Annotated in this window: 8 protein-coding genes; all 8 read right to left on the bottom strand. The window is 71.8% G+C overall.

Translation table 11 applies throughout. From position 1 onward, the window contains the following. Positions 1-19 precede the first annotated feature (19 nt). The 8 genes from AC3A3J_RS02065 to AC3A3J_RS02030 all read right to left on the bottom strand — a co-directional run bounded on the left by AC3A3J_RS02065 (position 20) and on the right by AC3A3J_RS02030 (position 14,489). The gene (locus AC3A3J_RS02065; RefSeq protein ID WP_487670698.1) at positions 20-6,100 is read right to left on the bottom strand and encodes an Ig-like domain-containing protein; all 6,081 of its coding nucleotides are present in this window, start codon (positions 6,098-6,100) and stop codon (positions 20-22) included. A 122-nt stretch (positions 6,101-6,222) separates the two neighbouring features. Next, positions 6,223-6,366: a hypothetical protein gene (locus AC3A3J_RS02060; RefSeq protein WP_487670697.1), complete on the bottom strand. Its 144-nt coding sequence runs from the start codon at positions 6,364-6,366 to the stop codon at positions 6,223-6,225. Between the two features lie 19 nt (positions 6,367-6,385). Beyond that, a complete protein-coding gene (locus AC3A3J_RS02055) occupies positions 6,386-7,234 on the bottom strand; it encodes a hypothetical protein (RefSeq protein WP_487670696.1) in 849 nt (282 codons plus the stop codon). Continuing rightward, positions 7,231-8,058 carry a PP2C family protein-serine/threonine phosphatase gene (locus AC3A3J_RS02050; protein WP_487670695.1) on the bottom strand — a complete coding sequence of 276 codons (828 nt, stop codon included), beginning with the start codon at positions 8,056-8,058 and terminating at the stop codon, positions 7,231-7,233. Before AC3A3J_RS02050 ends, AC3A3J_RS02055 begins: the two co-directional genes overlap by 4 nt. Next, positions 8,055-9,590, bottom strand: a complete 1,536-nt coding sequence (locus AC3A3J_RS02045) for a DUF5684 domain-containing protein (protein WP_487670694.1) — start codon at positions 9,588-9,590, stop codon at positions 8,055-8,057. Before AC3A3J_RS02045 ends, AC3A3J_RS02050 begins: the two co-directional genes overlap by 4 nt. Then, positions 9,587-12,136 carry a transglutaminase domain-containing protein gene (locus AC3A3J_RS02040; RefSeq protein ID WP_487670693.1) on the bottom strand — a complete coding sequence of 850 codons (2,550 nt, stop codon included), beginning with the start codon at positions 12,134-12,136 and terminating at the stop codon, positions 9,587-9,589. The genes AC3A3J_RS02045 and AC3A3J_RS02040 overlap by 4 nt, the downstream gene beginning before the upstream one ends. Then, a complete protein-coding gene (locus AC3A3J_RS02035; protein ID WP_487670692.1) occupies positions 12,133-13,503 on the bottom strand; it encodes a DUF58 domain-containing protein in 1,371 nt (456 codons plus the stop codon). The genes AC3A3J_RS02040 and AC3A3J_RS02035 overlap by 4 nt, the downstream gene beginning before the upstream one ends. Continuing rightward, on the bottom strand, positions 13,500-14,489 hold the full coding sequence (locus tag AC3A3J_RS02030; RefSeq protein ID WP_487670691.1) for an AAA family ATPase: 990 nt from the start codon (positions 14,487-14,489) through the stop codon (positions 13,500-13,502). The genes AC3A3J_RS02035 and AC3A3J_RS02030 overlap by 4 nt, the downstream gene beginning before the upstream one ends. Between the last annotated feature and the right edge of the window lie 43 nt (positions 14,490-14,532).

The raw sequence follows: 14,532 nt of genomic DNA, 5'->3' as shown, positions 1-14,532 counted from the left end.
GCGGGTACGCGCGGCGGGGTCATTGCCAGACGCGGTGTTCGTAGGCCTTGCCGTCGATGACCACCCACGCCTCGATCGTGCCGCGGCGCAGGCCGAGGTAGCAGCCGATCTGCTCGGAGTAGTTGCCGTTGCCGTCGGTGCGGATGGTGCGCCCGCCGAAGGTGCCGCCGTAGGGCGCCGGGGCGTTGCTCGCGCACTGCAGGTACATGCTCGTGTTCGGCGGGAAGTTCTGCGCGGTCACGTAGAAGTACGCGCAGGTGCCGTCGTTGCAGTTCGGCTGGCCGTTCGCGTCGCCCGACGATGTCACCCATGCCCGCGGCTGCGGGGCGGGACCCGACGACTGCTGGGCGGAGCGCACGATGCGCTGGCCCGCCGTGTCGGTCACCTCGACGTCGATCGTGTGGTTCTCGCTGTAGCCGTCGCCGACCGTGCGGTTGCCGGTCGTCCCCACGCCCTGCCAGCCGCCGCCGTCGATGCGGATGCGCACGGAGATGTCGCGCCCGTTCGCCGCCGGGCGGGCGTCCCACGCGAAGGTCACACTCCTGGGGTTCTGGCTCGCCGAGACGTCGGGATTGCGCAGCGGGCCGTACGGGTTGCCCGCGACCTGGTTCGAGGGGTCGCCGCCGTACTGCGTCCCGTCGACCGTGGCGACGCCCCGCACCCGCACGTTGTAGTTCTGACCGTTGGTGAGACCGCGCACGACGTTGTCGCCGGGCAGGGCCGCCCAGTTCCCGCCGTTGAGGGAGTACTGATACTGGATCTCACTGGTCTTGGCGCCGTTGCGGGCGCCGGGGGTCCACGCCAGCGTGAGCGACCGGTCACCCGGGGTCACCGACGACAGCGACGGCGCACCGGGCTTGTTCACGCCGCGGCGGGGAGCCGACATGGGACTCCACTCGCCCCAGCCGGCCTTGTTGTGCGCGCGGATGCGGAAGGTGTACGCGGTCTCCGACGTCTGCACCGTGACGGCCTGCGACGTGGCACCCGCACCGGGCGTGAGGGTGCTGCGCAGGGTCGACCCCTCGTAGACCTGCAGCTCGAACGCGTCGATGGGGTCGCCGTTGGCGTTGCCGGGCTGCCAGCGCACCTGCATCTGCGCCTGCGAGCCCACGCCGGGGATCTCGGCGGTGGTGGGCGCCGCGGCGGGCATCGGCGGCCCGGCGGGGATCTCGGATGCCGACCACCCGCTCCAGCTCGACGGCTCGGGCGCGCGGTTGTGCGCCTGCACCCGCACCTGGTAGTTCGAGCCGTTCTCCAGACCCTCCCAGGTCATCGAGTTGCCGGTGACCTCCTTCTGGGTCACGCCGGAGGGCGGCGCGGGCGAGATCTCGAGCGTGTAGCGCTCGACGGGCGACCCCGGGGTCGTGGGCGTCGTCCACGCCACCTTGAGCGACTTGTCGCCGAAGGCGAGGGTCGGCGGGTTCGGGGTGTCGGGGCGGGCATCCGGACGCGCCACGGCCGACGCGCCGGACGGGTCGGACTCGCCGACTCGATTGGTCGCCGTGACCTGGAAGCTGTACTCGACGTTGTTCGTGAGGCCGTCGAGCGTGCAGGTGGTCGACGCGCACTCCTTCGAGTACGCGTTGCCGCTCACCGAGCGCACGGTGTACTTGGTGATCTCGGCGCCGTTGTTCGACGGAGCGCCGAACGAGACGACGACGGTGCGATCCTGCACGCTCGTGACGGTCGGCGCGCCCGGAGCATCCGGCACGCCCTGCACCGTCACGACGATCTGCCCGTTCGCCTCGCGCTCGGGGTCCTTCGTCGCGTCCTGGATGCGGTAGCGCACGACCATCGTGCCGACGAAGTCCGCGGCCGGCGTCACGACGACGTCGTCGCCCTTGACCGCGGCGCCGCCGGAGCCCGACTCGGTCGCGGCGGTCATGAGCTTCAAGGGGGTGTCGGGGAACGGGTTGAAGTCGTTCGCGAGCACCGGCACCGTGATGCTCTCGCCCTGGTTCGCCTCCGAGACGGTGTCGGTGTTCGCGGTCGGCAGCGGACGGGTCGATGCGCCGACCTTCACGGTGACGGTGCCCTCGATCGGCTCGGTCGTGCCGTCGGTGATCTCGAGGGTCAACGACGCCGTCGTGCCCTTCTCGGCGTTCGACGACGCCTCGACGAGCAGCTCGCTGCCCTCGGTGCGCGCACTGATGCCCTTGCCGGCGCCGCTGAGGTAGCGGAACCGCAGCTTGTCGGCGTCTTCGGGGTCGGGGTCGGTCGTGAGCGCGGCAAGATCGACCACCGTCGGGTCCTCGCCGGGCGCCACGACGACCTCGGTGCCGATGAACTCGGGCTGCTGGTTGTCGGGCGGGAGCACGTTGATCGGGATGCTCAGGGTGGCCTTCCGACCCTCGGGGTCGTCGGGGCCGGTGCCGTCTGTCACCTCGAAGGTGATCGCGTCCTGCCCGAAGTAGCTGTCGGCCGAGGTGTACACGAGCGTCGTCTCGTCCTGCACCAGGTCGGCGCCGTTGGCGTGCACGGCGCTCACCTTGCCGTGCTCGGTGATGCGGGCCGTGCCGCCGCCGGCGACCGTGACGTACTCGGAGAGCGGGATCTCCTTGGTCTCGCCGCTCATCACCTCGATGGGCTTGGTGGAGTCGAGGATGGGGCGCAGCTCGGACTCTGCCGGCACGAAGATGAAGGCGGACGCCTCGAGCCCGTCCTGGTCGGTGAGGGTGTAGCGGATCAGCTGCATCTCCTCGCCGACCTCGACCCGCACCTTGCCGTTCTCAAGCGCCGTCGCCCCCTCGCCGAGGGTCACATCGAGCCGGTCGGTCGTGCCGTCCGGATCCTCGTCGTTCTTGAGGATCTCGATGTCGGCCCGGAGCGTGCCCTCGGTGAGATCGGTCGGGCGCACCCGGTCATCGCGCGCGATGGGCGCCTGCAGGGGCACGTCGTCGTCGACCGTGATCTGGAGCGCGGCGGTGGCAGTCGCACCCCGCGCATCCTCGATCGTGTACTGCAGCGAGGTCTCCAGTTCGCGATCCGGCGCCTGCACGAGCACGCGGTCGCCCGAGACGCGCGCCTCGATGCCGACGTCGGTGGGCACCTCGAGGCCGTCCTCGACGAGCGAGATCTTGTCGCCCTCGGGGTCGGAGTCGTTCTCCATGACGGGCACGGCGATCTCGCGGCCCGGCCGCACGACCACGGCATCCTTCACCGCGTACGGCGCCTGGTTGACCTGCTCGCCCGGGGCGATGCCGACGCGGATCGTGGCGATGCCCTCCTTGCCGAGCCGGTCGCGCACCCGGTACTTGAACACGTCGACGCCCGTGGAGTCGTCGAACGCCTCGTACGAGAAGTAGTTCTGCCCGGTCTCGGTGATGCGGCCCTTCGACGGGCTGCTGGCGATGTCGATGAGCTCGACCGAGTCGCCGTCGGCGTCGATGCCGTCGAGAGGAACGGCGATGTTCGCCGTCGAGCCCGCCAGCACGCGGGCCACGAGGTCCTGCGGGCGCGGGGCGGCGTTCGTCTCCTCGTCGACGGGGAGGATCTGGATCGTGACGTACGCGGCGGCCTTCTGCTGTCGGGAGTCCACAGCGTCGTACGTCAGGTACACGGTCTTCGCCTCGGGCCCGGCCTTGAACCGCACCGTGTCCTGCGAGACGAAGGCCTCGCCGTCTTCGGGATCCGGGGCTTCGACGAGTTCCGGTGCGACGTGCAGCACGTCGTCGTTCGGGTGCGTGTCGTTGTCGAGCACGGGGATGGTCACGACGTCGCCGGCGCGCACGACCGCCGTGTCGGGATTGGCGACCGGCTGCAGGATCTCGTCGGACGCCGGGATCGGGATGACGACGACTTCGCCCTCGGCCGACTTCGATCCGTTCGAGATGCGGTAGGTGATGCGCGCCTGATCGGTGAGCGATCCCTGATCGGTGATGCGCAGGGTCTCGTGGTTGATGACCGACACCGAGATGCCGGAGTCCTCCTCGATCGACACCGACTGCACGACCAGGATGCCGCCGCCGGGGTCGATGTCGTTCGCGAGCACGCCCACGAGCACGTCGCCGCCGGTGGGGAGGAGCGCCACGTCGCGCACGGCGACGGGTGGGAGGTCGCTCGCGGTCTCCTCGCGCACGTCGACGCGCACGATGCCCTCGCCGTTCTCGGGGCCGGCGGTCGCGAGATAGAGCACGTAGTAGGTGCCGGGACTCTGCGCGGTGAACGTGAAGGTCTTGTTCTGGAAGTCCGGGACGATCGTCGCGCCCGGCGTCTCGTTCACGCGTCCCAGACGCAGCGGCTCACGGCCCGAGCTCGTGTCGTTGGTGAGCGGCGCGATCGTCACCTGCTCGCCGACGCGCGTGACCACGTGGTCGGCGTTGGTCTTGGGCTTGGTCGACCCCTCCGGGCGTACGTCGAGCGACACCGAGGCGGTGGCGGTCTCGTTGTACCCGTCGGCGACCGTGACCTGGATCTCCTTGCGGCCCTGCGCGCTGGCGGTCGCCTTGTACGTGATCTGACCGTCGGTGCTGAAGTCGACCTCGTCGCCGGGGGCGGGCACGACGTCCTTCAGATAGACGTCGTCACCCTCGGGGTCGATCCAGTCGGGGAGGATGTTGTACGAGATCGTGCCGCCCTCTTCGACCGTGAGCGACGTCTTGCGCTTCGGCACCGGGGCGGTGTTGATGCTCTCCTCGTAGACGGTCAGCGTGACCGTGGCGGTGTCCTTCCCGCCGCGGCCGTCTTCGGCCTCGTAGGTGAACGTCGACGATCCCGATGCATCCTCCTCGACCGCGATCTGCAGCGCCCCACCGTTCTGCACCTGCTGGATGGTACCGATCGACGGCTGACTCTCGACGAGGGTGGCGACGAGCACGTCGCCGTCGGGGTCGTTGTCGTTGTCGAGCACCGGGAGCATCGTCGTGACGCCGGGGCGCACGCCGAAGGAGTCGTCTTCGGCGATCGGGGGCGTGTTCTCCTCTTTGCGCTCGGGCAGCGTCGTCTCGACGGTCTCCTCGGTGGAGTCGTCCTCGTTCTCGGTCTCGCCCTCCGGCGGGGTCAGGTCGTTCCAGTTGTCGACGCGCTGCAGGCTCTCGTCGGCGAGCCAGGCCGCGCCGCCCACCGCGTCGTTGAGGATGATGACGTCGCGGTTGACGCGGAACACGAGGCTCGCCGAGTCCTGTGCGCCCTCGACCGTGGCGTTGACGTCGTTCGCGCTGCCGGGGCACTCGCGGATGAAGGTCGCCGAGCCGGCCCACGCGCCATAGGTGCAGCCACGCAGGTAGACCGGGGCGGCGGGCGTGCCCGGTGCGCCGGCGTCGACCGTGGTCGGCTCGCTGCCGTCGAGCGGCACGGTCACGAGACCGTCGGCGGTCGCGACGGCGACCGCGTCGTTCTCGGCGGATGCCTGTTGCAGCACCGCATCGCCGGCGCCGCCGATCTCGGCGCGCAGTCCGTCGGCGGTCGTCACGACGCCGGCGGCGGGGTCGAGCACGACCGCGGTGGTCCCGACGGCGGTGATGCTCGCGTCGGACGACGTGCCGTCCTCGCCGAGCGACGCCGTCGAGGGTTCGAGCGCTTCACCCTCGCTGTCGACGGGGACCGTGACGATCTCGCCGCGCTCCGAGGAAAGCCCGAAGACGGTGCCGTCGGTCGCGACGGCGACGTCGGCATCGGGCCCGAGCTCGGCCACCGGGTCCTGCGATTCGGGCTCGAAGCCCGACACGCCTTGCACCGGGAGCACCCAGAGCTCGCCGGTCTGCTCGTCGAGGATGGCGGTCGTATGGTGGCCGAGGGCGATCTTCGCGGCGGCGGGCACGGCGGCGGAGTCGCCCAGCGAGACGCGCGAGGGGTCGACGGCGGTGACGGTGGAGGCGTTCTCGTCGACGACCAGGATGTTCGTCGCATCCTGCAGGATGTCGTAGTTGTCACCCGTGGTGCGCAGGCCGCCGTCGAGCACGGTGGACTCGTGGTTGAAGTGCCCGACGAGCAGGCTCGACGTCTTGGTGATCCAGACGCCGCCGTCGTTCAGATCGACCTTCGTGGTGGGGAATCCCTCGTACGCGAAGGCCATGGTGGTGATCGCGACCACCCCGACGGTGACGCCCGCGGCGGATGCGAGCGTCTTCGGGCGCGAGCGCATCCACGACATCGCCTTCATCCGGTGATTCCCCCCACGTGCCCGTGCTCGGCACTCTGCCGGTCGGCTCGGGCCGCACGGCGCACCCTGTCATCCTAACCGCGCCTGGAATACCGAAACATGGGGAGAGTTCCCCACTTCGCTCAGTCGATCAGACCGAGTTCTTCCTTCACAACATGCCAGGGCACGGGATGCTCGCCCGTCTCGTTCATCTCTCGACGCGCCGCGGCTGCCGCCCGCGCATCCTCCGCGTCTTCAACATCTTCCGCGTCCTCGTGCTGGCGCATCTCCCTGCCCCTCTCTCCGTCAGCCGATGATCAGGAAGATGAGGCCGGTGAGGCCGGCGACCGAGACGACGCAGGCGGCGACGAACGCGGCGAGGGTCAGGCGGCTCTCGCGCACGGCGCCCTTCGCCACCGACGGACGGGCCGGGTCGACCGTGCGAGTGGGGGCGGATGCACCCTGCACCTGCACGGGCGGAGCAGACGGCACGAGCGGCGCGGGGCGCGGCTTGTAGATCGCCGGGTTCGTGAGTCCGGCCGGTCTCTCGAACGACGTCGTCGAACGGGGGACGGTGTCGGCCGGGAACGTGTCGTCGACTGCCCCCTCGGAGTCCGCGCGGGCCGGGCTGCGGCGGCGAAGCAGGCGGGGCCCTCGGCGGGGCACCGCGACGGTCGCCTCGTCGGGCGCCTCCGCCGACTGCTCCCCGGGCGCGCTCCCTGATGGCCGGGAGCGGTCGATCGCGATGGTGCGGTCGTCGACGGCGCTGTCGACATCCTGATCGGCGTCGCTCTTGCTCGCCGACTCGTCGGGAGCGGAGTCGGCGGTGGACCGCGAGCGATCTACGACCACCGTCGCCTCATGCGCGAACTCGTCATCCGCCGGTGCGTCAGAGGCGGGAGCATCCGACGGCCGCGAGCGATCGACGACCACCGTCGCCTCGTGCGCGAACTCATCGTCGGCCGGCGCGTCGGGGGCGGGAGCATCCGACGGCCGCGAGCGATCGACGACCACCGTCGCCTCGTGCGCGAAGTCGTCGTCCGCCGGCGCCGGGGCGGCGGCCTCGGAGTGGTCGGCGGCGCGGCGACGCGCGCGGCGCGAGACGACGACCGTCTCGTCGACCTCGGCTTCGACCTCGTCGCCCGGAGTGCTCATCGCGCGCGCACCGGAACCGTCGTGCCCTCGAGCATCGTCTCGGTGCCGATCGAGACGGCTAGACGTCCGGCGGTGTCGTCGTCGCGGCCCGCCCGCAGACCTCCCGAGACGACATCGACCACGACGACCGAGACGTTGTCGCGGCCACCGGCCTGCAGCGCTCGACGGATCAGCGCGGCGGCGGCCGTCTCGGGCCGACCGCACATCGTGAGCGTCGCGCGGATCGCCTCGTCGCTGACCTCGCCGCTGAGCCCGTCGGAGCACAGCAGCAGGCGCTCTCCGTCGACCACCGGCACCAGCCAGCTGTCGGCGGCGCTGTCGGTCGCGCCGATCGCGCGGGTGATGATGTTGCGCTGCGGGAACGTGGCGAGATCCTCTGGTCGCATCTCGCCCGCATCCACGAGCTCCTGCCCGAGGGAGTGGTCGACGGTCAGCTGCACCAACTCGTTCGCCTGGTGCCGGTAGACGCGCGAGTCTCCGACGTTGAAGATCAGCCAGTGCGGAACGCCCTCGTGCTCGACGAGGGCCGCGCCCGCGACGGTGCTCCCCGCTCCCTGCCGATGCGCGGCCGCGATCGCCTCGACCACCGCGGCTGCGCGACCGAGCGCGATGCGGATGTCGTCGATCCCCACGGCGGTTCCGCTCAGCGGGGCAAACGCGTCGACGACCGCCGCGCTCGCCCGGTCGCCCGCCTCGTGCCCGCCCATGCCGTCGGCGACGAGGAAGATCGGCGTGGCCGCCAGCACCGAGTCCTCGTTGGCAGCACGCTTGAGGCCGGTGTCGCTGAGCGCGGCGACGTTGAGGACGACGGACGAGAGCGTCACGACATGCTCTCCGCCACGACGTGCATACCGACCTCGCCCAGCACGAAACGGCCGGTGCCGAGCACGCTCTCGCCCGGATCGAGCAGCACCTCGGTGCCGTCTTCGGCGACGACGACCACGCCGTTCGTGGCGTGCAGGTCGGTGAGCCGCCACTCGTCGTCGGTCACGACCAGACGCGCGTGGGTCTTCGAGAGGGTGCGCGTGGCGTCGGTGATCGCGAGACGCTGCTCGCCGGGCTCGCCCACCGGGTTGCGACCGATGACCACGCTGGCGCCCGATAGCGCGAAGGTGCGTCCGTCGTCGAGCACGAGCGAGCGGCGCACACCGCGCTTGCGCGCGACGATGACCGTCGCCTCGAGATCGTCGTCCTGGCGACGCGGCACCACGACGGTCTTCGCCACGTCTTCGTCGAGCGCATCGACGGCCGGCGGGGTGGGGACGATCGGCGTCGGCACCGTCGGCGCCGCCGGCTCGGCGGGCGGCGCCGGATGCGTCAGGGCCGACGCGCCGGGAGCCGGGAGCACCTGGGGGGTGAGCACGTACGGCTCGGATGCCGACGCCACAGGGCCGGCAGCCGCGGGCTCGGGAGCGGCAGGTGAGGGCGCCGGAGTGTGCGGCGCGGCGGGCGGGGGTGCCGGAACCGTGTCGAGCGGTGCCTCCGACGCGACGGGCGGTGCGTACGGCGAAGGAGCGGGCTCGGATGCCGGGGGCACCGCGGGAACATTAGAGGCGGGTGCGGCCGGAGCGGGCGCGGCCGAGGCTGCGGGGAATGGCGAACCCGCCCACGGGGTCGTCGGGGCCGGGGCGGCAGTCGCCGGGTGCTCTCCGAACGTCGCGGGCGGGACGGGCGACTCCGCGAAAGCCGGAGCCGAGGGCGGAGCCGAAGTGGAAGCCGGCGCGGCCGGGGCCACCGGAGGCTGCGGCGCGGGCGCGAACGCCTGCCATTCGGGCGGGAGTGCCGACGACGCAGCCGGCGCCGTCGGCGCCGAGGGGATGAACCCACCCTGGGGCGAGGCACCGGCGTGACTCGTCGCGAGGCGCTGCGGGGCGGGCGGCGCGAGCAGTCCACGAGAACCCTCGGCCTCGTCGGTCGCGTACGGCTGCGGCGTGCGGCGCGGCCCGGGGGGCTGGAGCGCCGCGAGACGATCCCCCTCGGGGTACGGCGGCGCACCGGCGGCGAGCACCGTCGCCCAGACCGGCGGGAGCAGGATGGCGAGCACGGTCGACCCGGCACCGCGGCCGAACTGCTGATTGATGCGGTGCGTCGCCGTCACCTTCAGATACAGCCCGTAGAGCTGCACGATCGGGATGAAGTAGAAGACGACCGACCAGGCGGGCACTCCCCCGCGCGCGAGGATCTCGGCCTCGTTGAGAACGGGCACCCACCCCTTCCACGATTCGCCGCCGAGGCGCGGGAAGAGCCGCGACAGGGCGATCGCGTACCAGACGTAGAGGGCTATCGCGATGACCAGCCCGATGCCGATCGCGACGAAGAACGTGGCGATCGCGCCCGACGCTTCCGACGGAGTCATGGGGTCTCCTTCTCCCGGTCGTGTGGCGGACCGGCTACTGCGAGCGTACCGATCCCAAGGCGCCGACCCGCGAAACCGCGCGCGTCGACCGGTCGCGCGCGACGCAAGAACGAGGCGGGGCGCAGCCGCACGCGCAGCCGCTTCCACCGGCTCTGCCCTGCGACCAGGGCGGTGCGTTCGGCGTCGACGATGCGCCACCCGGCCTCGGCCTGGTCGGCGCTGGGCGGGTCTCCCGCGAAGACCCCCTGGTCGACGAGCGCCGCGAGCCGCAGCGCGGCACCCCGGTCGGTCGAGCGCGCCCGCTGCACGCGCGTGCCGTGCACGTCCATCGCGATGTCGTGGTCGGCGTAGAGGTCGACCAGCTCCTCCCACGCGCCCGCCAGACGGGTCTCGGGGTCGTCGGCCTGTCGGCGCGACCGGGTGCGCCGGCGCTTCGCGAAGAGCAGCACGAGAAGTGGGAGGGCGAGCAGCGCGAGCACGAGCAGCCCGAGACCCGCCGCCCGCAGGATCGGGAGGAGGATGGCGAGGAGGCCGGAATCCGGCGCCTCGAGCGGGGGAGCATCGTCGTTCGAGTCGCTCTGGGCCTGCGGCGGGTCGAGCGCCTCGGAGCGCGGCTGCTCGGGCACGGTCGGATTCTCCGGCAGCTGCTCGCCCTCGGTGATGGCACTGGGCAGCATCGCGAACTGCGGGGTGACGTCGATCGGCAGCCAAGCTCCGCCCTGCGACCGCACCTCGACCCAGGCGCTCATGTTCGCCCCGGTGCACACGTCGTCGCACGCGGGGATGCCGGGCACCTCTTCGGCCGCAGGGGTGCGCACACCGATGACGACGCGGGAGTCGAGACCCCAGTGCCGCGCGAGCAGAGCCGCCGCGGCAGCGAACTGCTCGTCGTCGCCGACGGCCGACACCAGCAGCTCGGGCGCCGCATCCGAGCCCGCCCGGCGCTCCTGGTCGATCATCGTCGTGAAGACCTCTTCGACGCGCGCGGCGGAGTGCCCGGCGTAGCTCGCCGCGAAGGAGTATCCGTCGCTCTGCTCGAGCGCACCCACCCACGCCGCCGCCGAGGCGTCGTCGAGCAGGGCGTGGCTCAGGTAGCCCCGGGCCCGCAGCCGATCGACGAGCTCCACGAACCCGGCGCCGGTGCGCGGCTGCTCCTGCATCTCGGCCCACTCCACGAGCGCCGGGTAGGCGTCGGCGTCGAGGGTGGAGTCTCCTCCGCGCAGCTCGGTGATCCCGTCGGTCCGTGCGGGTGCGTCGGCGAGCACCGTATAGGCGTCGCCGGGCACGAGACCGTTGCCATCGCCCGGGGCGTCGGCGATGGTGATGGCGGTGTCGCCGTCGACGTCGACGTGGAAGCCGTCGGCGAGAGCATCCGCCCGCTCCCCCGAGAAGCGCGGCGCCTCGGCCAGCCCGGCCGGCGCCGGCACCCAGATGCCGCGGTAGCCGTCGCCCACCGTGACGTCGAGGGTCACACGACCGTCGGCCGGCGGCGCGGTGCGCGGAAGGCGGCTGAACCGCTCCTCCGGCGCGATGTGGAAGTCGTCGCCGTCGTACGCGTCGAGGGTGACGAAGCGGATGCGGTCGACCGCGCTCACGTCGCCGCCCAGCTCGATCACGGGCGTGTCGAGGCGGTCGGCGGTGAACCATCCGCGGTATGCGCTGAGCGGGCTGGTCTGACGCTGCACCACCACCATCGGCTCGACCTCGTCGCGCAGCACGGATCGGTCGTTCCATCCGGCCGCGGCCGGGGCGATCGCCAGACCGGCGACCAGCGCCACCACCACGAGTGCCCCCGACAGGAGGTGACGGCGCACGGCGAGCCACACGGGCGCGCCGCGCCGACGCACCCCGGTGGCGGCGACCAGCCGCAGCGCACGCGCACGCTGGATGCGGGAGCGCCCGACGAGCCAGACCAGCGACGCCGCGAACACCGCGACGCCGATGAGCCACTCCCGCGGAGCGGGTACCTCGACCCCGGCGATCGTGACGCCGTCGCTCGTGGCGCCGAGGCCGAACGCGATGCCGAACACGGTCATCGCCGCGACGATCGGTGTGGCGATGAGGGCGCGGCGTCCGGCGCGCAGGGCGAACGATGTGGCGAGGAACGCGCCGAACAGCGACACCACGAGGAAGGGGATCAGCACCGCCTGGTACTCCCCGAGGGGCGGGCTGAGCGTGAGCATCTGCTTCCACCCGAGTACGATGCCCAGCACCGCGTCGCGCAGGCCACTGAGCAGCCCGGGCAGGGAGAGGGCCGAGGGGATCGCGAGCGGGACCGACACGACCAGATACGCGCCGACCGCGACCAGCGCGCTGAGCAGCAGCCCCCACCGCAGCAGACGCGCGATCACCGCGACCGCGGCACCGAGGGCGCCGCCGACGAGCCCGACGAGCAGCACGCGCGGGCTCTGGTAGACGGGCCAGGCCGCAGCCGTCGCCAGCAGGATGCCGACGAGCACGTAGCCGAGGGCCCACACCTGCAGCGCCGAGATGCGGCTGTCGGCCCCGCGCGGGAGGCGGGTGCGCGTCGTCGCGGGGGCGCTCATCCGAGGGCTCCCCTCGCCAGCATCTGGGGCAGGTCGCCCAGCGCGCCGAGCGTCATCACCGACAGCTCGCGCGCCGTCTTCATCGTCGGCTCCTCACCGAGCTCGGTGCGCACGGCCACCGCGTCGACCGCGGCGGGGAGCTTGACCGCGGCGAGTCGCAGGCGATCGAGCGGGGTGCGCGAACCGGTGAGAAGGAACCCGATCGACAGATCAGGATACGACTGCGCGGTCAGCGCGGTCACGGCTTCCAGGCGCATGACGCGGTCGGCCGCGTCGAGGGTCGACGTGGCGTCGAGGAGCGCCTGCGGGGTGACGGTCGGCAGCGTGCGGATGGAGAACACCTCCGACCGGCTCTGCTCGGGGATCTCGTCGCTCACCACGAACAGCACGTCGCGTCCGTCGCGGACGCCCTGCAGCGCGAGAGACGCCGCGGCGCTCACGGTGCTCTCGAACTCGTCGTCGGTCTCGTACGACTCGGCGTCGAGGTCGAGCACGATGGCGATGCGCGCATGACGCGATTCCTCGTACTGCCGCACCATCAGCCGCCCGGTCTTCGCGGTCGACTTCCAGTGCACGTGGCGCTGCGAGTCGCCGACGACGTATTCGCGCACGGCGTGGAACGACAGGTCGGCGTCGACGAGGGTCGTGCTGGGGGTGCCGTCGAGGTCGCGGATCAGCCCCGCGCTCGTGCTGGGGATGCGCACGGTCACCGGATGCACGTGGATGCGCTGCACCTCGGGCCAGCGCATCTCGCGGCGCAGGATGCCGATGGGGTCGCCGCGCGTGATGGTCATCGGGCCGACATCGATCACTCCGCGGCGGCGGGCGGCGATCGTCAGCTGCTCCTGGTGCTGGGCTTCGGGCCGCAGCAGCGGCACGTGCGCCTCGATGAGTCCTTCGCCGACGGGCACGTCGACCACTCCGGGCAGCGACAAGCGGGCGCCGTTGTTGCGCACGTCGAGGGTCGCGGCGATCTCCGATCCGGCGACGACACGGTCGCGATCGAGGGTCAGGCGGATGCCGTAGTCGTGGGCACCGAGGATGAAGGGAACGCAGACGACGAGGAGCACGAGGGCGATGGCGGCGACGGCCCAGCCCTCGATCCAGCCGAACGCCAGCCCGGCGACGAGGCCGAGCACGAGCGCGACGACCGTGAGCATCCCGGCGGCGGTCACCGTCTCGCGCACCCACCCCGCCGTCCGCCGGGCCGTGCGCGCCGTCGCGCGCGCCGCCCGGCGCACCCCGAACACCGCGCCGCGCACGGGGCCGCGGCGCGTGCGGGTGAAGCGCGTGACCGTCGCCGTGCGCGTCGAGGTCGACGTACCGGCGGTGGTGCGCGTCAGTCGGGATTCGGTGGTGAAGCTCACGCAGCGCCGTTCTCGCGCGGAGGTTCGACGTCGAGCAGGATCTGTCCGATGACGGCCACGGCGGTGACGCCGTCGAACTCTGCCTCGGGCTCGAGCACCAGGCGGTGGGCCAGCGCCACGACGGCGAGCTCGCGCACGTCGTCGGGGGTGACGAACGTGCGCCCGTTCTTCGCGGCCCAGGTCATGACCAGCCGGGAGAGGGCGAGCGCGCCGCGCACGCTCACACCCAGGCGTACCTCCGACGCGCGTCGGGTCGCATCGACGATGCGCATGATGTAGTCCGAGATGAGCGGGTTGACGTACACCCCGCGGGCCATCTCGCCCATCGTGAGGATCGTGTCGGTGCCCACCAGACCGTCGAGCACGCGCGGAGGCTGCGCCGCACCCTGGAGGATGCGCATGGTCGCGGCCTCGTCGGGGTAGCCGATCGACGACTTGATCATGAAGCGGTCGAGCTGCGCCTCGGGCAGACGGTAGGTGCCGCCCTGCTCGATCGGGTTCTGGGTGGCCAGCACGAGGAACGGCGAGCCGACGGGACGGGTGACGCCGTCGACCGTGACGGTGCCCTCCTCCATCACCTCGAGCAGGGCCGACTGGGTCTTCGGGCTCGCACGGTTGATCTCGTCGGCGAGCACGATGTTCGCGAAGACCGGCCCGGCGTGGAACTCGAACGTGCCCTCCTTCTGGTCGTACACGGTGATGCCCGTGACGTCGCCCGGGAGCAGATCGGGGGTGAACTGGATGCGCGTGCTCGTGCCGCGGATCGTCTGGCCGATCGCGCGCGCGAGCGCGGTCTTGCCGGTGCCGGGGAAGTCCTCGAGCAGCACGTGGCCGCCCGTCACGGCGGTCGCGAGCACGAGCTCGACGATGTGCCGCTTACCGAGCACCACCTGCTCGACGTTGCCGGTGAGGATCGAGAACGTCTCGGCGAACCACGACGCCTGCTCGGCGGAGATGGTCACGGGTGCGGTGGAGGCAGCGGGCATGGCACTCACAGTCCTGGAGTCGAGGGGCGGAGATCGCGGGAGC

Source organism: Microbacterium sp. Soil_N32 (assembly GCF_057655505.1).
This window is presented reverse-complemented; position numbering and strand designations above follow the sequence as displayed.